Here is a 24,150-nt window from a genome sequence, read left to right as displayed (position 1 = left end):
ATTCTTCTTCTATTACTTCTATAGCTTCTGCTTCATTCAAAGAAAAAAATAACCCTTTTAACTCTTTTTTAAAAGAGTTCACAGAACTTTCACGATTCAAAGCAGATTCTTCCAATTTTTTTATGCTCCATTTCACTTTAAATGAGTATGATGAATTCAGTTAATAAGAAAGGGGCTGTTTCAAGGAATTGGATTTTCTTTTTTGGGTTTTATCTTCAGAATTTATAAAGAGAGTCAGAAGCAAAACCCCAATTTTTAATTGTTATGGAGAGCCTTGTCTCTCCATACACATCAAATAAAAATTACTTACAACTAAAATAATTATTCTGTGGATGAACGTGGTGTTTTTACTCTCCTGAGGCTTAACAGATGTTTGTGCTCAATTTCCAGAGGTGTAGGTTCGAATCCTGCCGTCCACATTTCCCTATCCTTTGTAGGGTTAATCATAGATATATGTTACCAGCCTAAAAAGGCAGCTCTTACTAGAAAGAAAGGATGATGTACATGAAAAAAATATTGACAGCAGGCTCCCTGATTTCTATCGCAGCAATTACCGCTATTTCCCTAACCCGAAAAAGTAAGATGGCATATGCCAGAGTCTCACATCGCTCATAAAAAATTTGGAACTGACTTTACAGTCAGTTCTTTTTAACGAAACTGTGCACAGTAAAAAGTGTAAAAAACATTACCCGTACTAGGGTGTGTCTGAAAACTCAAGCAGCGAATAGTTTGATGATTTTTATCGAACTCCTCGTCATAAATACTCGCTTATGAACCACATAAGCTGTGTTTTCTTCTTTGATTTCAACAATAATCACTGAAAAATTCGAATGCCACTAACTTTTCAGACACGCCCTAGAATGGAGGTAGAAAAAAAATTTTATTTGGTCCTTGTTAATTGTTGGCAACGTCTAACAGGGATCTTTTATTTACCCGAAATGTAGAAAAAAAACGAAATATGGTTGAATATCCTCTTGATCGTTTAGTCAGAAGCTAACTATTCAGAGAAGAGGCAAACCTTCACGGGTCTTTTTCCATTTTATTATTTCTAATTCTTTTGTAACACAAAGACATTTGTATGTAACCTTCAAAATAGAAAATTCAAAGGGAAGATATTTTTCAATATCAGTCAGATTATCCCTTTGAAAAAATTTATAACCTTCACCTAGCACTTCGTACTACTTATCGCTTCAAGTCTCTACATTAAACTCTGATACAGTCCAATGATTTCTTCTACTGAGGTATCTCTTGGATTGCCTGGTGTGCAGACATCCTTAAATGCATCCTCGGCAATCTTCTGCAGGTCTTCGGCCTTCACACCCAGCTCTGAAATAGTCGCCGGAATGCCTACATCCCGGCTTAAACGATCAATTGCTTCACAGGCGGCATCCCTTGCCTCTTCAATCATCATCGTTTCTGCGCCCTCAATTTTTAAAGCCTCAGCGATTTCACGGTATTTTTCGCCGGTAAATGCTTTGTTGTACTTCATGACGGTCGGCAGTAATGAAGCACAGGCAACGCCGTGCGGAATATTATACCAAGCGCTCAACGGATGTGCCATTCCATGAACCAGTCCCAATCCGACATTGGAAAAGCCCATTCCCGCAATATATTGCCCCAGTGCCAATGCTTCTCTTCCGGTTTCATCACCATTTACGGAAGCTCTCAATGATCGACCAATAATCTCAATTGCTTTCAGGTGCAGCATATCCGTCATTTCCCATGCGCCCTTGGTAATAAAGCCTTCAATTGCATGGGTCATGGCATCCATGCCGGTTGCCGCAGCCAGACTCTTCGGCATCCCCATCATCATATCACTGTCCACAAATACCGCAATAGGAATGTCGTGCGGATCTACGCAGACAAACTTGCGCTGATTTTCTTCATCAGTAATAACATAGTTGATCGTTACCTCTGCTGCAGTGCCTGAAGTGGTCGGCACCGCCAGAATCGGCAGACAGGGTTGCTTCGTATCTGCAACACCTTCCAGACTTCGGACATCTGCAAACTCAGGATTTGTCACGATAATTCCAATGGCTTTGGCTGTATCAATCGGCGACCCGCCGCCGATAGCGATAATACAGTCAGCTCCCACTTCTTTAACAGCCATCACCCCGTCCTTCACATTCTGGATCGTCGGATTCGGAACGATGCCATCATGAACGGTATAGTTTATTCCCGCCTTGTCCAGTAAATCTGTAACTTTTGTCGCTACACCAAATTGAATCAGCTCCTTGTCGGTAATCACGGTTGCTTTCTTAAAATTCCGTTTTTTAAATTCTGCCGGAACTTCCTCAATTGCTCCTTTACCAAAATAGGATGTTTCGTTTAAAATCATTCGATTAACCATAAAATTCCTCCTCTATTCATATATTTTCTGTTTTGTCTGTCCTTTATTATTTTCAGTCAGTTCATTAAAGAACAACTCGTAAATATCCTGTTCATAAGGAGCAGTCAAAAGTGCTGAACGGAATGCTTCATTATTCACAAGATTATATAATGTCGTCACTGCATTCAAATGTGTTTTCTTATCTTTTGGTGCAATCATCACAATGATTCGTACTGAAAGTTCTTTTGAAAAAGGGATAGGTTCTCTGACTCGAAGGAATGACATCCCCAGCTTGTTTACTCCATTTTCAGGTCCATCATGCGGAATGGCTACTTCAGGCGCAATCACAAAATAGGGATACTCAGGATTATAGCCTTCAAGAATTTTTTCAACATAGCCGGTTTCAATTGAACCATTCTGCAGCAGCGGTTTTGCGCTTAAACGAATGGCTTCGTTAAAATTCAACGCTTTGTCATAAATTTGAATATTTTGTCTTGGCAGCAGCTCCAGTAAAGAATAGTCGTCTTTAAAAACCAGACTTCCTGTGATTTCCTCATTGTCATTATCCGGCAACAAAAATTGTTCAAGCTCCTGCTTTAATTGTCCTTTTGCACGAATATCTGCATACTTTTCAATAACCTGCAGCAGCCCATCAAGGTTCAAAGAATCTATTCCTTCACTATAGGAATAACGGCTAAATATAGTACCTTCTACTTTTCTTTTAAGAGTTCTTTTTTCATGGTCAGTCAGGAAATGTTTAATAAAAAATGTAGGAATATCCGTGTCCACACCAACTGTTGAAAAAACAATATCCACTTGGGGATTCAATTCATAAAATTCACGCAAAGACATATAGCGCTTGAAAAGAATATCGGGCAGCAGCTCCTTTAAATTTTCCAAAAGCAGTCGGGAAACAGAAACACCGTGCATACAAACAACTACTGCAGTTTTTTGCTTTTCTTCGGTTATCTTTTCTCCTTTTAAAAAGCTGAGGAAAATAATCAGAATATACGACAATTCCTCCTCCACAAACTCAATCCCCAATATCCGTTCAACAGGGCACACTGCCTTCTTCACAATAAAATAAAATTCTCTGTACTCTTGTCTGATAGACTGGGATAGATCTCCTTCATCCGGCACTCCAAAGCGAATACGATAGCTGGCAGGAATGATATGCTGATAAAGCACGTCGCACAACTCCTGCTTGTTTTCAAAAAATGTAATACTGGATTTTTCAAAATAATTAATACTGTGTTTTATCGCCTTTAACAGTTCAGGGCTTTGTTTAAAAGAAGTTCGCTTGACGATATTAATACTTAGAACATGCATGATGATAAACCTAAGTTCCTGGTCATACGGCTGTACTGAGCTTTCCGAGTATAGACTGCTGAAATGTTGTTCAACCACATGAAAAATTTCCTGGTTTAACAAATCGCCATAGCCGGCAATATCTCGGGCTGCTACTTCTTCCTTATTCGAAAAACGAACAAGAGATAAATAAACAATCATTCTCAAATAGGAAATCTTTACTTCTGAAAAGTACAGCTGAAGTTCTTTTTCCATTAAACTGATTCTTTGATCAATTCTGTGAAGTTTGTCTCTGTCAATCGAGAGGAGCTCATAAAAAAACTTCAGCTCAAAGTCCTTTTCAATTTCTTCTTTCACCAAATACAGCCATAATTTACGAACAGCAATTTCTTCACCGGTCAGAAAATAGCCTTTTGCCCTCGTTGAACGAATCCCCAATTGTCGGGCTGCCAAGAAAGGTTCGACTGTTTTAATATCTGACAGAATGGTATTACGGCTGACACTTAATTTTTCTGCCAGCATCCCCAAAGTTAAGTTTTTATACAGAATAACCAACAGAATAATATAGATTTGGCGTTCATGCCCTTGAAGATGGATCAATGATGAACCTGAGGTTAAAAGCTGTCGGCGCTGTGCAGCACTGACAGAAAGAAAGTAGCGCTGGTTTCTTTTTTTTACTTTTTGAAAGCCCATTTCTTCCAGACAGTCATTAATCTTTTTGATTCGATAATCCAGCTGACTTTTGTTGACGTGCAGTTCATCCTTCAGATACTGTGAAGCGACACCGGGTGTATTCAAAATCATTTCAATTATTCGCTTCATCATTGAATCCATAAGAACATCTCCTTTTCATTATCAGCATTCACGTTCAATTTTTAGAACTGCTGACCCAGCTTCTGAAAACATACCGAGTCAGCGTTCAGCTAACCAAATTCCCAACACTTTGGAAAAAGTTGTATATTTATTTCTTTGAATAGAAACTTTATATATTTTATAGTCTGAATACAACTGAAGAAATCTTTTCTTTTTGATGATTCTTAGTTATAATTTAATCAGCATATCACTTATGCCGTTTTTTAAATACGCATTAATGACATCCCTTAACAAATAAGGAGATTTTGGAATCGCATCAATGGTGTCGCCTGCAATATGTGGGGTGAGAGTCACATTATTCAGCTGTAATAAAGGATCGTCCATCTCAATGGGTTCTTTCCAAATTACATCAAGCGCAGCACCTGCAATTCTCTTTTCTTTCAGGGCTGTTATTAATGCGTTTTTGTCCAGTACAGCGGCTCTGGCTGTATTTATTAAATAGGCACTGGGCTTCATCAGTGAAATCAAATGATCGCTGACCATATTCGTTGTTTCAGGTGTCACTCGCATATGCAGCGACAGAACGTCAGCTTCCGAAAAAACCTCTTCCAGCTCTTTAAATTCTACAGACAGACCTTCTTTTTTTATTCTTTCCGGATCAACAAACGGATCATATGCCATGACTTCTACACCTAACGCATTTAATCTTTTTACAACCAGTTTTCCAATATAGCCTAAACCGATCAAGCCGACTTTCAACTGATCAATCGTTGTTTTGTATGGATCATTTGGAAAAGCCTTTGTCCACTTTCCTGTCATTGCATCCCGATGACCTCTGGCGATATTTCGTGTTTCAGCATAAATCAGTCCAACTGTAAAATCTGCTACCGGCTCAGCATTCCTAATGACATGAATCAGCGGGATATTTTTTTCTTTTATACTATCCACAGCTACATGCTCCAAGCCGCCTCGACAGGTTCCAATCATTTTTAGCTGCGATGCATTCGCCAGCATCTCTTTTGAAACCGGCGCAATATGGACAAGCAGATAGTCTGCATCCGCCATCGCCTCAACAATCCCTTCCGGTACTTGCACAGCTTCCGGTCCGCCTTTTTCTATCTGAAGAATTTTTTCCTGAAACTGATCTTTTGTCAAATCAGCGTGCCAGTTAAATTCCATAACTTCAATTTCTGCTCCAATAGTCAACTGCAGTGCAGCTTCTTTTAATGTTTCACTGCTGACCAGCCGATCACCAACTACGACTACTTTTACCATTATACCGCCTCCTGCTCCAATGCCATTTGTACATTTTCTTCTAATTCAGCCTGTCTTTCAAGATAATCATGAATGACTTCTCTTTTCGTCCGCACAAAAAGATACATTGCAATGTAAACAATTACAGAAAGCCCAATCCAAAGAGGATTCTGCGTCATAAATATCAGGAATAAACCGCCCATAATATGATTGGTCATCACTGCAAAACTACAGATAAGCAGCGCACCCTCCGGTAAATTCACCCCAACATCCAAAGCAACCTTTGTGAAAGTAGGAGCTACTGCTGTAATCATGTACAAGCCGCCGACACACCAAATAGTGCCTGAAATCAGAGATTTAAAAATATTTCCGTTTGAAATACAAATAATCAATTCTATCATATAGGGAATTGCTATCAAATCTACCATCGGCAAGGTTTCATTGCCCGGCAAAATGATTGCAAGGACTAAAATAATCGGCATCAAAAGCATACCGGTGAGCAAAGTAGCTGTTTCACCATACCCAGCCGCATCATTAATTGCCAAGTACCAAACACGGTCTTTCCCACCGGATTTTGCAGTCCGTTTTGAAGCATCCGTAATCGTCGTAAAGGCAGAAGCAAAAATTCCTGCAATTTTCGGGAAAATGGCCATAATCGCTGCCGTCGCTATTCCCACTGTCACAATCTCTCCCCAGCCTTCCATCGTGTTCAAACGCATGAAATTACCTGCAAAGCCCAAAATCAGCCCCAACATAAATCCAAGTGAGGTAGGCTCACCGAGGAAGCCCAGCTTATCCTGAATTTTTTCCGGATTCCACTGTACTTTATTGGCCCCCAATTTTGTCAAAATCCAATCCATTCCTATAGCCAGCGGAACAGAGCATATATGATGAGGCGCAGTCATTGTACATTTTGGATAACCATAATAGGTTGACCATCTTTTAGCAACCACTTCAGAGAATACCAGACTGTACAAGTTCGAGAGAACCATCAAGCCAATTGACAGCCATAAATTACCCGTTGCAATATAGAGCATAGATCCCCACAACATAAATGAAAAATTATTCCAGAGATCTGAAGGCATGAAGATATTAGTGTATTTCAAAACAAAGAGAACCAGCTGCAGCACAAGCCCCAGACCCAAAAAGATCATTCCTACTTGGGTAGAATACGCAACCACGCTCGTTGCCTGCCATCCTGTATCTAAAATACGCAGATTTACGCCTGTTTCTTCAACCATTCTCTGAACAACTGGAGTGACTATCGGTGAATAGGCTCCGATTATCATGTTAAAACCAGTAAGTCCAATCCCTGCATTCAGTGCTGCAGTAAATGCCTTTTTAGGCTTAACCTTCATAATCAGCGCAATAAAGAAAATAATGACTGGAACGACAATTGCCGCTCCAAATGCATCCATAATACTTGATAGAATTTCTAACACAATTTCCTCCCCCTTTTACAGTGATTTTACCGTTTCAAGCAGCTCTTCATAAAATTCCTCTTCTTCCATTCCTGTCAATAGTCCTACTGAATTAATCGTCGGGATACTATAAGTCCCCTTTAATGGACTCGTATGAACAATTATGTCCCATTGTCCGGAAGCCAGCTCATTTTCCACTCCGCCTGGATTCACCTCAACAGTCTTTGCTTTATACCCGTTATCCTCCAAAAAATCCTTTACTTTTCCAGCTACCATAGAACTTGTTACAGTCCCGGAGCCGCATACTGAGATTACATTAATTCTTTTCATCACTATTCTCCTGTCTTTTAAAATAATTGTTGTTTATACTCACTCAATAACTCTGCAGTAAGAGATGGGAATTGACCAACCCATCTATTATTGTTCTCTTGGTGCTAAAATTCCTTCTTTGGGAGCCACACCAAAACGATCAGCTAAATCCCACAGCTGCTGATCAGTGATTTTCTGGATGATTCCAGTTGGCACCTGTACAGCACGCATGTAAATATCTGCAGCTTTTTCAGCAGTTTCCACCAATCCAAATGCGTCATCCATTGTTTGACCTGCACCCATGATTCCATGATGCGGCCAAACAACGATTCGTGAATAATGCATTTTTTCAGCGGAGGCTTCCCCCAGCTCTACTGTTCCCGCCACCATCCATGGCAAAACAGCAACACCGTCCGGAAATACGACCAGACATTCTGTAATCATTTCCCATAAAGTCTTCGTAAACTTATCTTCGTCCAGTTCATGAACAAAGGTCATCGCTGAAATGGCTATGGAGTGAGTATGAAGGATTACCCGATGCTCTGCATCCTGTTTCAGTCTGACTGCATGACATTTCAAGTGAGATGCAAGCTCACTGGTTGGTACTCCGCCTGTTTCCAGTCCCCATAAAACCTGGTACTTCTTTCCTGCTGCATCAATTTTCAAAATAACCAGATTATCTGCAGGATTTTGCCACACATTTTTAAAATATTTCCCTGAGCCGGAAACCAGAAATATCATATTTGCAAGCTCCGGAATTTCAAAGCCGAGTTCCACTTCACTCAAAATCCGATCTGTATCCAAGTAGAAGCCAACCTCTGATTCATCCAAACGGTAACTGATATTTCCTCCGTTTCTTTCCGCCCAACCATTATTCCAAAGGTTCCTTGTTGCTTCACACATTTCTTTGATAAAGGGCGCTTCATAAATATTGTGAATCTTTGTCATAGATAAAATCTCCTATTCTTTATTAATGTAGTATTGGTTTACAATTGAATACATTTCATGTTCCGATATATTCTCAGATAATCGGGTCATTGTTCTCTCATCAGAAAACATCGCCATTAAATTTTGTAAAAGAACCAGCTGTTCTTCACCTTTTTCAAATCCAAGGACAAACACATAATGAGCTTCTACTTTTTCATCAACAGATCCCATCTGTCCAAAAGAAATAGGCTGATAAAGCTTGGTTATAAATACGAACGGTTTTTTTATGTGCGTTGGATCTGTATGCGGAATAGCCACACTCAAAAAAGGTGTCTTTAAGCCTGTCGGATAATCCTTTTCCCGTTCCGTGACTGCCTCATAAAAACTATCCTCCACATATCCTTTATGCTTCAGTTTTTGGAAAATATACGAAAAAAATTCCTCCTGATTGTTGCTTTCTTCAATAATATCTGCCAATTCTTCACTAAAATAATGATCGATTGTCATACCTTTGCCCCTCCTTCCTTTAGTTATAGCCACATTATATAAAATAGTATGCTGCATTTGTGACCGCTTTCATCACAATTTTTATTTTTTAACTGATTATCTTTTGGACCATCCGAACTTTTTTCTCTGGGAAATATTATTTTAGCAGCTATGAAAATAGTACCCCCTCAATCAGCAGATACCTTTCTTCCGCTGGGAGTATTCTGCCAAAGTTTCAATGTGACACTTGATTTTCTCCTTGAATTTACTTCAAATTTTTGAAACTAATACAAAAAATTATTGAACTACAGTATTTCGAGGCGTGTTTCCTTTGTTTAGAAACCAGCTTCTGTAACTACTGATATAATAGGGTTCTTAATGAAAAATGGGGAACGTCAAATATTTTCTCATATTGTTTCTGCTTAGCTCTTTTGCTATACTTAATGGAAAAGGAGGGATTTTTAGTGTCAAAAGCAAGTTATTTTGCTTCATTGCTTCAACAAGGAAAAACTGTTGAAAAATATAAAGAAGCAGGAAATTCGATGTTGCCGATTCTTAAATAGAATCAGCCAGTCACCCTGATACCGGTAACGGAAGAAACTGTATTACGGGTAAATGATATCGTCTTCTGCAAAGTCAAAGGAAATTACTATACACATTTGATTGCTGCAATCAGAACCAGGAACAGTCAGGTTGAATATCAGATTGCCAACAATCACGGCTTTGTCAACGGCTGGGTTAAAAATAAGAATATATTCGGTAAAGTCACTAAAATTTGGTAACTACCAGATTTTATTTTTTTACACTCATTTTCATGGAGATTTGATGCTGTTTAGATATATTTTAGTTCTTTTATTCAGACCAACATTCAAAAGGCAACCCACATTTCTCCATACAAAAACACCGCCTCAACTCTCGCTGAGACGGCTGCTTAAAGTATTATTAATCTAAATTTTCCCCATTTGTCTCAATGACCTGTTTATACCAATTAAAGGATTTTTTCTTGCAGCGATTCATCGTGCCTTCTCCATTATTATCCAGATCAACATAGATAAAGCCGTAGCGTTTACTCATTTCTCCAGTGGAAGCACTGACCAGATCAATACAGCCCCAAGGTGTATAACCCATTAAATCAACACCATCTTCAATCGCTTTTTCCATCGCCTGAATGTGCTGACGCAGGTAATCGATACGATAGTCGTCTTCCACATAGAAGTTTTCATCAACCTTATCAATAGCACCCAGTCCATTTTCAACAATAAACAACGGTTTTTGATAACGATCATACAATTCATTCAAGGCAATGCGCAACCCTTCCGGATCAATTTGCCAGCCCCAGTCACTTGCTTCAAGAAATGGATTCTTCACTCCGCCAAGCAGATTTCCAGCTACTTCCTCACTCTTTTCGGTGATGGTCACCGCTGCTGACATATAATAGCTGAAGCCAATATAGTCAACTGGATATTTTTTCAGCAAATCCAAATCTGCTTCTGTAATATCCATTTTCTCAGCATCTACTCCATATTTTTTAAAGATACGGCCGGTATACGCAGGATATTCTCCGCGAACCTGTACATCTGTACAGAAGAAATTAAATTCCTGATTCTGTTCCAGTGTAGCCATCTGATTGATTGGATTTGCATCCAGGCTGTACGTTGTCGCGTAAATAATCATACAGCCGATTTGAAGTTCAGGGTCAAGCTCATGTCCGATTTTAACCGCCTTACTGCTTGCAACAAACTGGTTATGCCATGCCTGGAATAAATTCTGTTTATCTCCTGCACCAGTCTTTTTCACCAGTCCCTGACTGAGAACCGGAAAATGAAACGCTGAATTTATTTCATTAAAAGTCATCCAGTATTTTACTTTTTTATGGAAACGAGTTAAAACTGTTTTCGCATAGTGTTCAAAGAAATCAATCAGTTGACGATTTTTCCAGCCGCCATAAGCAACAGCCAAGTTCAACGGCATTTCATAATGAGAAATGGTAATTACAGGTTCAATACCATATTTCAAACATTCGTCAATCATTGATTCGTAGAAAACAAGACCCGCTTCATTAGGCTCGCGTTCATCGCCTTGTGGAAAGATACGTGCCCATGCAATTGAAAAACGGTAACACTTGAAGCCCATTTCAGCAAACAGTTTGATATCTTCTTTATAACGGTAGTAATGATCAATCCCACGATGGTTCGGGTAAACATACTTATCCTCATCTATCGACCAGTCAAAGTCTTCACTTCCAAGTACTGCAAAACGAGCTTTACCGCCAGGCATTGCATCTGCAACAGAAAGTCCTTTACCATCTTCACGATAACCGCCTTCCAGCTGATTGGCAGCTGTTGCACCGCCCCACAAAAATCCTTCGGGAAAACCTGTAAATTTTTTCATATTCATTTATCCTCCAAATTATTATTTTACTATTACAAGAAAATCTTCCCCATGTAAAACATTCTCTTGAGATAAATCCAGTACATCTAAAAAGTTATTGCTATTGGTAATTACTACTGGAGTCTCAACAGAGTATCCTTTATCTGTAATTAACGCAACATCAAATTTCACTAAAAGATCTCCTTTGGAAATTTTATCGCCATTTTTCACAAACGCTTCAAAGCCTTCTCCATTTAACTCAACAGTATTCATACCGATATGAATCAGAATTTCAATTCCGTCTTTAGAAGTAATACCGATTGCATGACCTGTTGGGAAAATAGTGGTAATCTCTCCGTCAACAGGTGCATAAACTGCACCATCATTCGGACGAATGGCCAGACCTTTACCCATGGCTCCTGAAGAAAACACATTATCCTTCACTTCAGAAAGCGGAATAATATCCCCGCTGACAGGACTTGTCAAAATAATTTTTTGTCCTTTTTCTATATCATTGGAAATCATTTTATCCGATCCATCTGATAAAACTTTTCCTTCATTTGGTTCATCTTTAAATCCTAAAACCAAGGTTAAAATAAACGCTATGACTACTGCAATTCCAGTACCAATTACTGCTGAAACAATACCTGAAGTATCAGAGGTTCCCGGAGTAATGAAGCCCGGTAAACTGAACAGACTCACCAATCCAAATGCATAGTTCTTTGTTCCGCTGAATGCAACAAAGGCTCCGCCAGCTGCACCACCAATACATGCTGCAATAAAAGGTTTTTTCAATGGCAGTGTAACACCATAAACAGCGGGTTCAGTAATACCAAAAATAGATGTCACTGCAGAAGAAAGAGACAATCCTTTCAGCTTTACATTCTTAGATTTCAGGAAAACAGCCAGTGCTGCACCACCCTGCGCCATAACTGCCGGTAAAAGCATCGGCATTAGTGTATCCATACCGCCGCCTGCTTCAGACAGGTTCAGCATCATAATCGGAACGAAGCCCCAGTGCATACCGAACATAACAAACACTTGCCAGAAGCCACCCATTACAGCACCAGCCAGAATCGGACTTAAATTATAAATAGAATTATACGCTCCGCCAAGCAGATCACCTGCAATACTTCCAATAGGTCCAATAGCGATGAAAGTTAATGGTGTCATTACTAAAAAGACTGCTAATGGAACACAGATAATCTGCAATGCATTAGGAATAACTTTTTTAAAGAAGTGTTCTACATACTGCATAACAAATACTGCTAGAATAATAGGAATAACGGAGGATGTATAACCGCTTGCACCTAAAATAACCGGAATACCGAAAAAGCTTAATTCCGTTCCAGCCAAAGCATTAATGCTTGGATGGACAAGTGCCATTGCTAGACAGACAGCTAGGAACTGGTTTGTGTTAAATTTCTTGGCAGCTGTAAATGCCAAGAGAATCGGCAGATAAGTGAACAATCCATCTGCTACTGCGTATAGAACCAAATAGTCACCTGAGTCAGCAGCCATCCAGCCCATTGTTGCTGCAAGGGTCAGAAACCCTTTCAATACCCCTGCCCCAGCCATCGCACCAAGGAATGGTGTGAAAATGGATGAAATAACATCAATCAAATGGTTAAAAATATTTCCATCGCCTTTGGTATCAGAATTCTTTGTACCTTCATTTCCCAAGCTGCTTTGAGCCATTAATTCTTTGTACACATCACTTACATGGCTGCCGATAACCACTTGATACTGACCACCGCTTTGAACAACTTGAATAACCTCCGGATCGTTTTTTAATATGTCTGTTTTTGCATCAGTCTCATTTTTCAGCTTAAAACGCAAACGTGTTGCACAGTGAACTACACTAATTACATTTTTCTCTCCGCCAACCAGTGTCAGAATACGAGCTGCAATTTCCTGATTTTTACTCATTACTATCCCTCTTTCTTTTTTTATAATAAGAAAAACCCAAATTGAAAAAACGGCAGCACAAGAAATTCTGTACTAGCATATTTTTTCAATCCGGGTTTAGCCTGCATTACCAGTAACAATCCGATGATTGAGGATTATTCATTTTTTTCTCCAACCAATCTCTGAATATGGATGGTCAGATAGGTTTGTTCCGATTTTCCAATCGGCTTGTTGTACTCGGTTTCTAAAAACTGATTGATCCGCTGCACTGCTTGAAATGCTTTAGGATACTTTGACTGAATCAGCTCATACAAAAATTCGTCGTCATCACCATTCAGTTCATCTTTTAAATAACGCTGACTGAAAAACTGCAAGTGCGTAACCATACGCTGATAGTTCAGAGCATCTTCATCAAACAGGGTACCAAAATACCGTTGAATAATCGTTAAAACGTTACTAACAATTTCTGTTGCCGTCATCGTAACTTCCATTGTATTGTTTCCCTGTTCGCTATTGACAATATGAAAAGCAATAAATCCCGCCTCGTCATCTGAAAACGACACATCAAACTGCTCGTTAACCATCTTAATTCCCTGGCGGGCAATATTAAATTCTCTGGGATAAAATTTACGGGTCTCGTATTTTAGAGGATTGGAAAGAACAATCTCCTCTTTGGCCCTCGCGATTGCATAGTGAATATGATCTGTTAAAGTCAGGTAGATATTTGAAGATAGTTCCATTTGCAGTTCTTCTTCAGCCAAATCAACAATCTTTTTTACTACTTCGACCTCTTCAGAGGGAATATCGGAAAACAGCTGTTCAAGCTGACTGGAAAGTGCTGTATCTTTCAGAATAAATTCTTTTTCAATAAATTCCGGAAAAATTTCATCTCCAACTTTTTTGCTGAAAGCAAGGCCTCTGCCCATATAAACTGTTTCTTCTCCCGAACTGTTAAGCGCCATCACTACATTGTTATTCAAAATTTTATCAATAATAATCATAATGAAAGTCCTTTTCCAAAAATAAAAAAACCTAGAATTCACCCACTATCTTACTGCATACAGTAAATAAGTTCATTCTGGTTTTGCCTGCCTAACAGTAACAATCCTTTATCGATATCAGAATACCACGGATTACTTAAAATGACAAGCAGGAATATTTTTTGAATTCACCTAAATTTAATGGTTAACCGCACTCTTTGAGCTAGAGCCAAATAAATAGGACTAACAATGGTGTTTGCTTTCGCACTGCTGAAACTGAGGTTCCTATGTCTACTCATTCAGCCTTCACCTATTGTTAGCCCCTTGTACCTTGTACCTTGTAAGGAATCTCTTCATCCCCCACGCTCCTTTTATCGCTTCCGCAATAGCTTTGCAAGTTGTACGCAGCCTACATCGTACGCACCCCATAAGTTTTCTTCCGCTTGCAACATTTCTGTATTCATTGGACCAGCTTATGGTGGGAGTTTTAAATCCCTTACACCTATTTTATACCACATTCTTTAAAAATACTCAATCAATCCGCTTAGCTTTTATCCTTTACAACCAATACATCACAAGGAGCATGATTAACTACAAATGACGTGTTGGAGCCAAGCAGCGTTCGCTCAACAGCTCCCTTTCCAGAAGAGCCCATAACAACTAAATCATACCCCTCACTTTTTATCATTTTTACAATGATATGTTTGGGATGCCCTTGTACTACTCGATAAATGACATTCTTCAGGCCTGAATTCTTTGCCTGCTCTGTTTTTTCCCGGACAAGCTGCTCTGTTTCTTTTTCTGCCATATCAATTATACTTTGTATAGAGAGACCTAATGAATCATAAGTAGGAATAGCAAATGTACTTAAAATACAAAGAACTGCGTCATTTCGTTTAGCAATTGCAACTGCTTCTTTAAATGCTTTGTTTGCTTGCTCAGAATCATCAACTGCAACCAAGATATTCGTATACTTGTCAGCCATCATAATCCCCTCCTGCTTTTAGTATACTATGAATCATTCAATTGGGCGAATAAAGCAGCATGCTTCTTCTCGAAATAATTATTCTTTTTGAGTATAATAGATATAAGAAAATGAATGGAGGGTTTATCATGGTTTCACCGAACAAAGTAGTCAGCCCAAAAGAAAAACTAGAGCTTATTGCATTGATTGAAGACGGGACCCAAACGAACAAAGGATACTCTGTTGCTAAAGTAAAATGGAACGGAAAAGACGCATTCGCCATTAGATATGATGGTGATAATGAAGAAGATAAAGGGTTTCCAACAACCACTAATGGCTATCATTCTTCTTGGTTTATTCTTCCTAATGAGGTTTCTCTCCCTTACCTGCGTTCATTCATTGCTCAAAAAGATATGATTGAACGCTTGGAAAAATACTTGAATTGATACCATTCAATAAATCCGGGTTGTGTCTTAGTTTCTATTCTTAATCAACAATCCTTATTACTTGTCTTCCCTGCCGGCTATTTTTCTTCCATATGTTAAAGAATAGTTCCAAAAATAGCTAATACCCAAGAAATAGCACCATATTAAAAAAAGACCACTCATAAAAGAGCCACCTTAAGTCTCCTAAATAATTTTGAGGAAATTATAGAATAGGAAACCATAAATGCATAATAGCAGCCTTTAGTATATTTGCAAAATATAGGATTCCAAGCGACTTAGCTCTTTATCCCCATAGCTTCCATCAAGTTTCCCAAATAGTGATCCCTTCTCCGCCCAGCACTTTATCTCTTGTCCGAGAATCTTCTTTACTTTCAGCTCCCTCAAAGAAGGGGCATGCAGAAATACAAGGGAATCCATTAGCATATCTTCATAGTAATTGCTTTCTCTCCATAGACTCATAATTTACTCATTGACTCCCTTGCTGAATCCTTGTTACAATTTTGCATGAAGCCTCTTACAATTTTATTGAAAACGGAGATAGTCCAATGACACATTCGATCGATCAGTCTATTAATTGTTTAGGAACATTTTGTGGAAAACAGGATATTGAGCATTTGACGAAAGAAGCATTAAACGATACTTACGGCATTAAAAAAGTAGATGTAATGGTTCTTTTTGGCGGAAGTATTCTGGCTGGTGTCGAGGTTATGGCTGATGCTATTCAAAATCAGATTGCACAACAATATATTATTGTTGGCGGCTATGGACATACTTCAGAAACCTTATTCACAAAAGCAGAGAATGCTTTTCCTGGTATTTCAACAGGTATTGAATCTGAAGCTGAATTATTTTCTGCTATCTTATCTGCAGAATACAGATTAGCTCCTGATTATCTTGAAACAAAATCTACCAATTGCGGAAATAATGTGACTTATCTGTTGGATTTAATACACAGGGAACAAATACCTGCAAAAAGCATTCTGATTATACAGGATGCTGCCATGCAGCTGCGAATGGATTTAACTTTAAAAAAACATGTTTCAAAAGATGTGACAGTTATTAACTACCCGGCTTACCATGCTGAAATCATTCTGAGAAATAATGGTTTAGCATATCGGGAAGATATCAAAGGAATGTGGGAAATCAAACGCTATATTTCTTTATTATTGGGAGAAATTCCGAGGATACGGGATGATGAGCATGGATATGGTCCAAAGGGGCGAAACTTTTTGACTCATATTGATATTCCTGTTAATGTTATGCATGCGTTCGACGAAGTAAGCACACACTATCCAGAATTAATCCGAAAGGCAAATCCTAAATTTGCTTCTCAATAAAAGGAAAATAATATAACAACATTCTATTTAGATCGAAACGTAGTCACTTATTTAAACCTGTTATTTTGAAATGAAGCTATCCAAATTTTCACAATTTCTGTTTCTTATCTATCGTATAAACTGCGTTATGTTTGCTACTCATTCTCATTGGAAGGTTTTCTTTATTTTTAGGATAAAGCTATCACATTTTCTTATTTGAGTTTGCCGGACAAATCCATCTAAAAATCGATAACAAACCCTTGTTCTTTATAAATCGTTACCAGTTTTTCAGGCTGTTAAAGCTATGTTCCTTTTCTTAATATGAACATATCACATCACATAAAAATTATTATTATCAACTTATCTTTTCCTAACCATTGATATAACCGTCATTACCCGATCAGTAAACTCTCCTTTGTATTCACTAGTTGATACTGACTCATCCTTCTTTTGAATAGAGAGTTTCTGCCCTGCGGTTTCTTTAATATATAGGATAAATTTTCCAGTCCATTTAATACAGAAATATCATGTATAGACCTCAAATCAGTACCTACTTCATCCCGACTGCTGCGATTTCTCAAGTCTAAATAGATAGTTTCCAATTCAGTCATATTTTTGAACAAGAGAATAAGCAGAAGCTCCCCAGCTCCGTACTTCCAATGATCTGTAGTCAACTCCATATGCATGAACAGTCACAGGAACAAGTGCTGCTATAATAATCCAAAGCCTATAATACATTCCAAAGTTTTCATAAAACCAATATGTTCATTTTATTATATTTAATTTTCCATAAGTACAAATATAATGCAATAAAATTACTAACCTTCTTATTTTAATTAGTAATGGAGATTTACTACTCTACTATTCCTTTCATCGTTTTTACATTCTAATTAAAAAAGTCCAGGAAAGTAACAGCCCGGACTCTGCATATTTTAAGAATATGTTGTACTTTATGAAATAAAGGGGAACAGCAATTTTTCTAAATTGATCCTTATTTTAACTAAATACTTTTATTGTGTCATCAACAGTAATTTATTCACTGTATTGGCATTTCTGATAGTGACATGACTGTTTACAGAAGATCTGGCAATTTTTGACCACTTCGCTTTGGAATAAGTTTTCAAGGGAGCCGACCAGAAAATGACATTGCCATGATGCCCCACCTGCTCAAATTCTGGGTTCACTTCGCCTGCACCTGCATAAATCTCTTCGACACGAATTGGCGAAAGAACAAAAATAGTATAATGCACTGATTCTTTGTCTGTATTCCACCACTCCGGCGCATTTTCCATTGCTTCAGCCAGATCATCTGCTGATATAACAGCAACAGGTATAGTTAACTTAAATCTTTCAAGAATTACTTCTTCACATTTTTTTATCAGCTCAACTTCATCTTGAATAACACTGGAAAAAACAACATTTCCACTGTTAATATAGGTAACAACATCTGAAAAACCAAGCTCTTCAAATACAGTTCTTAAAACAGGCATCGATATTTTGTTTTTTCCTCCCACATTTATCCCACGTAAAAGTGCAATATATTTCTTCAAAAGCTACACATCCCCTTCATCTATTCTGGTCTGGCAATCCAATTAGCAAAATAACGATAGTGCTATCTGCTTATGAAATAATCTTTTAGCAGCTTATGTGTCTGAAAACTCCAGCGGTGAATAGTTTGATGATTTTTATCGAACTCCTCGTCATAAATACTTGCTTATGAACCACATATGCTGTGTTTTCTTCCTTGATTTCAACAGAAATCACTGAAACATTCAACTTCCACTACCTTTTCAGACACGCTCTAGTATAACTGCATGAAAATTTAGTCAATTTAGTTTAACGATTTTTTAGTATCTACATGTTTTTTACACTGTTTTATTATACCAGTAAACAGGCTAAAAACTCAGAAAATATTCAATCGCTTCCAGCAACATAAACATCCTTACCAAATCCTGTTCTTCTGCTATTTCCTCCTTAAGCATTGTCCTCATATCTTCACCTATTTCAATAATATGCCTGTTCGGATAATAAAAACAACGAACTTTTTGTCCACATGGCAGCTCCATTTTTCTGATTATTTTCACGTCCGCTGTTTGGTCAACAGAAATTCATTGTTTTAAAAACTGTAAAAATAGTATTTCATGAAAATTAAATAATGAGAAAAAATAATTTTTCTAACTGCCCTAGATGTACCAAGCTATATGCTGAAAAGACCAAAAGAAAGGAGGTTGTGACAGAAGTGTTCTGTCTCAAGAACCAGGTAGGTATCATGCATCATCTACTCTGACGAGTCAATCGTAGTGATTTATGACAATAAGTCGGAATATACGAAAATTGTCAAGGAACACTAGTCATAATATGACTAGCTGTGAATTGATACCTCCCTGGAGCTACTCATATTTTCAGTATAGTTCGACTTATTTCCGAAGAGACAGCTTCTGGAACACCGTTTATTCGGTTTTAGGGGACTTAGACATACTTATGTCACAGTCCCTCTTACGATCAAAATGACGGGTAATTGCTTTTATCTATTAACTTTCAACCAAAATCAGAGGATTTTCTTATACGTGCATTTCTCTTTTCCTATTTATAATGCTCTTCCAGATATTGAACAATAGCACCGGATTTTTCCGTTGCCGTTCCATTTTCACCAGAATTCTCAGACATTATCAGTCCCATAAAATTGCGGTTGTTCACATCGAAAAACAGCAAAAAGCTGTTCTCTGTTCCATCTGTATCCTGCTTATCCTTTATTTCGGCTGTACCTGTTTTCGCAGCCAACGTAAAATCAGGATTATACAAGCTGTAGACATAGCCCTCCGGTGAAGCAACACTGTCAATCAAATCATTCAGTACAATATTGGCAGCATTCGCACTAACCACTTCCTGCTTCGTTTTCACTTCCTGATCCTTTACTATTTGCGGATAAACAAGTGTACCGTCGTTCATAAATACACTATACATGGTTAATTGAGAAATCGGAGAAATCATTAATTCTCCTTGTCCATAAGCTGTATCAGCTAAAAGGATTTCAGAATTAAAGGTCTCTTCATTTGAAATACTCGCAGGCTCAACATAGATTGGAAGATCCAATTCTTCTCCAAAAATGAATTTGTTTAGTCCGCCACGAAAAACATCTTCTCCCATTTCCAGACTCTTCTGCGCAAAGAAAATATTATCCGAATAGACCAATGCTTTTTTCAGATCCACAACTGGCGTATCCTTTACCCGTGTTGTCCAAAATCCGCCCCAGCTGGCATCTTTTTGCCACTTCAAGCCTTCGATAGTTCGCTCTTCTGTTGTATTAATATTTCCAGAGTCCAAGCCTATAGCTGCTGTGATTGTTTTAAACGTTGAACCTGGTGCATAACGATTGGAAAAACGAGCCATGAACGGCAGGTTCGTATCATCCGCATACCTCTTATACTCCTCTTCCGAAATGCCTAACACCATTTTATTCGGATTGTAGGAAGGTGCCCCAGCTGCAACCAGCAGTTCTCCAGTTTCAGGGTTTGAAATAACCGCAGTGGCAGGCTTTCCGCCTAGTGAATCATAAGCAATTTTTTGTGCTTCGCTGTCTATTGTCAAGGTAATATCAGCAGGATCTATTTTTTCGACAGACAAAAGGGTTTTCTTTTCTTTCCCGTCCTTGTCAACAATCTTTATAACAGCACCGGATTTCCCCCTCAATTGCTCGTCAAAGGCTGCTTCCAATCCAGATTTTCCAATATAGTCTTCTTCAGACAGCACCGGATTTTTCTCAATATCTTCTGCACTAACTTTACCAACATAGCCTAATAAATGAGCCGTTGCTTCTCCATATGGATAGTGTCTTTGATTTGTGCTGCCAATACTTGCTCCAGAAGGCAACTCACCCATCTCGGCAGTACTAATCGCATTTTCCAGTGTTTTAATAGGAACAACCCAGTCATCCTTCACCCAAGACTGAGCCAGTTTTTCATTTATAATCTCAATGGAAACGCCAAACTTTTCGCTGATTGTCTGTATGTTTTGTTCCCTCTGCTCTCCTTCTCCCAGCTGTCCGGGAATTATGCCCAATTGCTGATAGTCATAATTTTCTGCAATTTTCTTTCCATTTCTGTCTAGTATTTCGCCACGCTCAACATCGTCACTCTCTACTTTGACTGTATCATCCTCATCCATTTCCGGGAAGATTAAAGAAGGTTTCCAGTTAAATGTATACTCATCATCTTTTTTTATCAGTTCAACATCATACTTTTCCGTAGAGATTTCTCCAAAAGATGTTTCCAGTTTTAAAGTATACGTAATCAAATAGTTTCCATCATCTTCTTTTGAGACAGATAGGCTTTCAACATTTATTTTATTGGTGCCAATACCTGAAAAGATATTTTCATATCGCTGAATTACTTCCTCTTTAGAAGTTGAATTGTCCTTAAATGATTCTTCTGAAAACAATGCATTATACGCAGAAAAATCCTGCTTTGCCAATGTGTCGGAGTATTTATCAACAATACTGTCAACTTTCTTTTTCTCCTGCTGATTTTTATATACAAAATAACCGCCAACTGAGCCAGCAACCACTACCATTGCTGCAACGCCAATAAATACCTTCATTTTCCCATTTCCTGCCATACCAAGTCTCCTTTTCATCCTTCAGTTAATAAAAAAATTAATCCATCATTACTTGTCCTATATTTTAATCTTACAATCTTATTGTATGCAAGAACAGCTTTTACTGCAAAAGTTATCATATATTTAAATCTTATTATTTATCCAGTTTTTCTATTCTTAAATAACTCCTTCTTTCAAACTATAAAACTCATTTTGTACAAGTAATTGGCGTAGCTGACAATACCTGCCATATTCACCAGTGAGACATTTAAATCAGCCTCCTGACTCTTTCAGTTTCCTGTTTTTATACATTTCAAAACAAAAAAACCTCTCTGAAATCATATCAAGCAAGAGGCTTCATTATTTATATAAAGTATTTTGGGTTTTCAATTGAATGAGCTGAAAAAATATTCAATAATCCTAACAAGGAAAGTATCTGTTCATCTTTTCAATGCTTCCTTAATCAGTTTGGCTTCTCTAAGCGGATCAGCCGCATTCAAAATCCCGCTGCCGACAATAATTATATCCGGTTCCAATGCAACATACTCATTGATTGTTTGACTGCTGATACCACCTGCTGCAGCAATTTCAACGTTTTTAGCATATTTCTTTATTTCTTTTAACTCCTCAAGGGGTGTTCTGCCTGCTGCCTGCTGATCTGCACCAGTATGAACAGCAATAACATCTACACCCAGACTTTCAATTACTGGAATTCTTGCAGCTAAATCCTTTACACAAATCATGTCTGCCATTACTTTTCTTCCCTGTTTTTTTGCCTGATCAACGCAGCCTTTTATGGTTAAATCATCCGTAATTCCAAGTACAGTCACATAAGCTGCACCAACATCATATGCCAATTGTGCTTCATATGCTCCTGCATCCATAATTTTAGCATCGCACAATACATCCAGCTGAGGAAATTTTTCTTTGATCTGCTTAACCGCTTCACGCCCGGCATCAATTAAAAATGGGGTACCTACTTCCGCAATATCTATGAAAGGTTCAAGAGTAACCAGTTGTTCTAACGCCTGCTCCAAATTCAGTTCGTCAATTGCCAGCTGTAATTTCATTTTTATCCCGCCTATTCTAAATTTGCATGATTTTCAAATGCTTTTGTTGTATCCACTTGCTGGTCTTTCGCCAGTTCAAGAATCAGCGAGTCCCCTAATAAAAGAATCGCTTCTTCGAACATACTTCCCCCCGGAAGAATTCCTTTTCGGTTGATTTCACTCACAGGTAATTTGTCTGTGTATGCCGGAATTTTTACCACTTCATTAGCAAGCTTTCCCAGACTCGACTGTTCAAAAATTGTCAGTGCAACGATTGAGCCGCCATACTCTTTCGCTCGTTCGGCATTAGAGATTAAAGATTTTGTTTCTCCAGAAGCACTGGCAGCAATTAACAAATCATCTTCCAGAAATGCTGGAGTGGTTACTTCTCCGACAATATAGACTTCATAGCCAATATGCATGAGACGCATGGCGAAACCTTTCAGCATAAGCAAGGAACGTCCTGCACCTGTCACAAATATTCTTTTTTTTATTTTTATCAATTCCAACAATGTATTCACTTGCTGAATGTTCACATTTTTAAGTGTTTCCGCCAGCTCCAACGCTGCCTTATACGACAAGTCAACAGGATTCATTCAGAATTGTCCTCCTCATTATTTTTTCAAATTTTTATAGCTTGCCACAAACATATCCATCTTACCGGACAGTGTTAATTTTCCAAAATGGTCTGGAACAATTATCGTCTCGCCTTTTGAAACTTCTGTGTCATTTATTTTTCCAGCTCCTTCAACAATCGTGATAAATGCAAATCGCTTTGGTTCATATCTCCCCTTTGCTTCTGTTTTGATACGACTCAATGTATATAACCCTGGCTCATCCCAGTAATCAGTAATTTCACAGCCAGCCTTCAAATAGGAATCGTACCAGACAAATCCTGTAGAACGATCTGGAATCAGCACATTGTCAATCACCTTCTCAATATGAAGCTCTCTTTCTTCCTTTGTATTCGGATCGACTCGATCATAATCATACAGTCGATAAGTCAAGTCAGCGTTTCTGGAAATATTATAGGTCAGTACATCTCTTCCAATTGCGTGTAACGTACCAGCAGGAATATCAATAAAATAATCTTTTTTCGCCGGAAGATACTTAAGCAGTTTTCCCCACTCTTTACTTTGGACTAGCTCCACAAACTCTTCTTTTGAACGTGCATGATGCCCAAACTCAATCTTGCCGTCTTCTGGAGTGTCCAAAATAACCCATGCTTCTGGTTTTCCACGAGAGTTATCATGATTTAACGCGTATTCATCATCTGGATGCAGCTGAACTGACAAGTCTGCCAAAGGATCTAGTAAGTTAACACGGATCGGTAATTGTACAGTGTCACACTGAAACCACTCAGGGCAGGCAGTATATAATTCTGATAATGTCATATCTGTATCTTCAACAAAACAATCTGCTTCTCCGGGCAAAGCTGCAACATTATAGACTTCTCCAACTGGAAATATCTCGGTATGATAATTAAACGTTTCCAGCATTCGCTTACCGCCCCATATCCTCGCTTCAAAAAAAGGAAGAATCTTTAAAATTTGCTTTTCCAAAGAAAACCAACTCCTTAAATTTGTTTTCGCTTACATTTCAAATTATAAACACTTTTTTTGTTTTTGCAACCTTTCTAAATAAAACCTGTTTGTTTTGATCTTAATAACCAAAAAT

At 38.2% G+C, this 24,150-nt stretch carries 18 protein-coding genes; 2 read left to right on the top strand and 16 right to left on the bottom strand.

The genetic code is table 11. The annotated features are described in order from the left end of the window. Positions 1-1,198 precede the first annotated feature (1,198 nt). The 11 genes from fucO to LI954_RS05015 all read right to left on the bottom strand — a co-directional run bounded on the left by fucO (position 1,199) and on the right by LI954_RS05015 (position 15,090). Positions 1,199-2,350: a lactaldehyde reductase gene (gene fucO, locus LI954_RS05065; RefSeq protein ID WP_229443871.1), complete on the bottom strand. Its 1,152-nt coding sequence runs from the start codon at positions 2,348-2,350 to the stop codon at positions 1,199-1,201. A 12-nt stretch (positions 2,351-2,362) separates the two neighbouring features. After that, positions 2,363-4,471 carry a BglG family transcription antiterminator gene (locus LI954_RS05060; RefSeq protein WP_229443870.1) on the bottom strand — a complete coding sequence of 703 codons (2,109 nt, stop codon included), beginning with the start codon at positions 4,469-4,471 and terminating at the stop codon, positions 2,363-2,365. A 207-nt stretch (positions 4,472-4,678) separates the two neighbouring features. Beyond that, entirely contained in the window at positions 4,679-5,725 is a 1,047-nt protein-coding gene (locus LI954_RS05055; protein ID WP_229443869.1) for a 2-hydroxyacid dehydrogenase, read from the bottom strand. Next, positions 5,725-7,146: a PTS galactitol transporter subunit IIC gene (locus LI954_RS05050; RefSeq protein WP_229440906.1), complete on the bottom strand. Its 1,422-nt coding sequence runs from the start codon at positions 7,144-7,146 to the stop codon at positions 5,725-5,727. Before LI954_RS05050 ends, LI954_RS05055 begins: the two co-directional genes overlap by 1 nt. A gap of 15 nt (positions 7,147-7,161) precedes the next feature. After that, positions 7,162-7,455, bottom strand: coding sequence for a PTS sugar transporter subunit IIB (locus tag LI954_RS05045; RefSeq protein WP_202065745.1), 294 nt, complete (start codon positions 7,453-7,455; stop codon positions 7,162-7,164). 87 nt (positions 7,456-7,542) lie between these two features. After that, on the bottom strand, positions 7,543-8,382 hold the full coding sequence (gene rhaD / locus LI954_RS05040; RefSeq protein ID WP_202065743.1) for a rhamnulose-1-phosphate aldolase: 840 nt from the start codon (positions 8,380-8,382) through the stop codon (positions 7,543-7,545). A gap of 12 nt (positions 8,383-8,394) precedes the next feature. After that, positions 8,395-8,868, bottom strand: a complete 474-nt coding sequence (locus LI954_RS05035) for a PTS sugar transporter subunit IIA (RefSeq protein WP_202065741.1) — start codon at positions 8,866-8,868, stop codon at positions 8,395-8,397. Positions 8,869-9,789: 921 nt separating this feature from the next. Next, complete coding sequence (locus tag LI954_RS05030) at positions 9,790-11,238, bottom strand: glycoside hydrolase family 1 protein (protein ID WP_229443868.1); 1,449 nt, start codon at positions 11,236-11,238, stop codon at positions 9,790-9,792. Between the two features lie 21 nt (positions 11,239-11,259). After that, on the bottom strand, positions 11,260-13,146 hold the full coding sequence (locus tag LI954_RS05025) for a beta-glucoside-specific PTS transporter subunit IIABC (RefSeq protein ID WP_229443867.1): 1,887 nt from the start codon (positions 13,144-13,146) through the stop codon (positions 11,260-11,262). Positions 13,147-13,280: 134 nt separating this feature from the next. Beyond that, positions 13,281-14,123 carry a BglG family transcription antiterminator LicT gene (gene licT / locus LI954_RS05020; protein WP_202066198.1) on the bottom strand — a complete coding sequence of 281 codons (843 nt, stop codon included), beginning with the start codon at positions 14,121-14,123 and terminating at the stop codon, positions 13,281-13,283. A 526-nt stretch (positions 14,124-14,649) separates the two neighbouring features. Next, positions 14,650-15,090: a universal stress protein gene (locus LI954_RS05015; protein ID WP_420705967.1), complete on the bottom strand. Its 441-nt coding sequence runs from the start codon at positions 15,088-15,090 to the stop codon at positions 14,650-14,652. Between the two features lie 128 nt (positions 15,091-15,218). Between LI954_RS05015 and LI954_RS05010 the strand changes: the two genes are divergently transcribed. Then, entirely contained in the window at positions 15,219-15,515 is a 297-nt protein-coding gene (locus tag LI954_RS05010; protein ID WP_202065731.1) for a hypothetical protein, read from the top strand. Positions 15,516-16,060: 545 nt separating this feature from the next. Beyond that, a complete protein-coding gene (locus LI954_RS05005) occupies positions 16,061-16,852 on the top strand; it encodes a YdcF family protein (RefSeq protein WP_229443865.1) in 792 nt (263 codons plus the stop codon). Positions 16,853-17,841: 989 nt separating this feature from the next. Here LI954_RS05005 and LI954_RS05000 read toward each other — a convergent pair. From LI954_RS05000 to LI954_RS04980, 5 genes are all read right to left on the bottom strand, one after another. Next, positions 17,842-18,381: a DUF1697 domain-containing protein gene (locus tag LI954_RS05000; protein ID WP_229440901.1), complete on the bottom strand. Its 540-nt coding sequence runs from the start codon at positions 18,379-18,381 to the stop codon at positions 17,842-17,844. 1,033 nt (positions 18,382-19,414) lie between these two features. Then, a complete protein-coding gene (locus tag LI954_RS04995) occupies positions 19,415-21,445 on the bottom strand; it encodes a penicillin-binding transpeptidase domain-containing protein (protein ID WP_229443864.1) in 2,031 nt (676 codons plus the stop codon). Between the two features lie 419 nt (positions 21,446-21,864). Beyond that, the gene (gene hxlA, locus LI954_RS04990; protein WP_202065723.1) at positions 21,865-22,494 is read right to left on the bottom strand and encodes a 3-hexulose-6-phosphate synthase; all 630 of its coding nucleotides are present in this window, start codon (positions 22,492-22,494) and stop codon (positions 21,865-21,867) included. 11 nt (positions 22,495-22,505) lie between these two features. Further along, positions 22,506-23,069: a 6-phospho-3-hexuloisomerase gene (gene hxlB, locus LI954_RS04985; protein ID WP_202065715.1), complete on the bottom strand. Its 564-nt coding sequence runs from the start codon at positions 23,067-23,069 to the stop codon at positions 22,506-22,508. A gap of 18 nt (positions 23,070-23,087) precedes the next feature. Next, positions 23,088-24,035, bottom strand: coding sequence for a class I mannose-6-phosphate isomerase (locus LI954_RS04980; RefSeq protein WP_229443863.1), 948 nt, complete (start codon positions 24,033-24,035; stop codon positions 23,088-23,090). Between the last annotated feature and the right edge of the window lie 115 nt (positions 24,036-24,150).

This window comes from Enterococcus sp. CWB-B31, from assembly GCF_020567645.1.
Taxonomy (GTDB): Bacteria; Bacillota; Bacilli; order Lactobacillales; family Enterococcaceae; genus Enterococcus_L.
This window is presented reverse-complemented; position numbering and strand designations above follow the sequence as displayed.

What these genes read in the sequence shown, in the direction of transcription:
- fucO (WP_229443871.1), bottom strand. Translation starts at nt 2,350, where the DNA reads ATGGTTAATCGAATGATTTTAAACGAAACATCCTATTTTGGTAAAGGA.
- LI954_RS05060 (WP_229443870.1), bottom strand. Translation starts at nt 4,471, where the DNA reads ATGGATTCAATGATGAAGCGAATAATTGAAATGATTTTGAATACACCC.
- LI954_RS05055 (WP_229443869.1), bottom strand. Translation starts at nt 5,725, where the DNA reads ATGGTAAAAGTAGTCGTAGTTGGTGATCGGCTGGTCAGCAGTGAAACA.
- LI954_RS05045 (WP_202065745.1), bottom strand. Translation starts at nt 7,455, where the DNA reads ATGAAAAGAATTAATGTAATCTCAGTATGCGGCTCCGGGACTGTAACA.
- rhaD (WP_202065743.1), bottom strand. Translation starts at nt 8,382, where the DNA reads ATGACAAAGATTCACAATATTTATGAAGCGCCCTTTATCAAAGAAATG.
- LI954_RS05035 (WP_202065741.1), bottom strand. Translation starts at nt 8,868, where the DNA reads ATGACAATCGATCATTATTTTAGTGAAGAATTGGCAGATATTATTGAA.
- LI954_RS05030 (WP_229443868.1), bottom strand. Translation starts at nt 11,238, where the DNA reads ATGAAAAAATTTACAGGTTTTCCCGAAGGATTTTTGTGGGGCGGTGCA.
- LI954_RS05025 (WP_229443867.1), bottom strand. Translation starts at nt 13,146, where the DNA reads ATGAGTAAAAATCAGGAAATTGCAGCTCGTATTCTGACACTGGTTGGC.
- LI954_RS05015 (WP_420705967.1), bottom strand. Translation starts at nt 15,090, where the DNA reads ATGGCTGACAAGTATACGAATATCTTGGTTGCAGTTGATGATTCTGAG.
- LI954_RS05010 (WP_202065731.1), top strand. Translation starts at nt 15,219, where the DNA reads ATGGTTTCACCGAACAAAGTAGTCAGCCCAAAAGAAAAACTAGAGCTT.
- LI954_RS05005 (WP_229443865.1), top strand. Translation starts at nt 16,061, where the DNA reads ATGACACATTCGATCGATCAGTCTATTAATTGTTTAGGAACATTTTGT.
- LI954_RS04995 (WP_229443864.1), bottom strand. Translation starts at nt 21,445, where the DNA reads ATGGCAGGAAATGGGAAAATGAAGGTATTTATTGGCGTTGCAGCAATG.
- hxlA (WP_202065723.1), bottom strand. Translation starts at nt 22,494, where the DNA reads ATGAAATTACAGCTGGCAATTGACGAACTGAATTTGGAGCAGGCGTTA.
- hxlB (WP_202065715.1), bottom strand. Translation starts at nt 23,069, where the DNA reads ATGAATCCTGTTGACTTGTCGTATAAGGCAGCGTTGGAGCTGGCGGAA.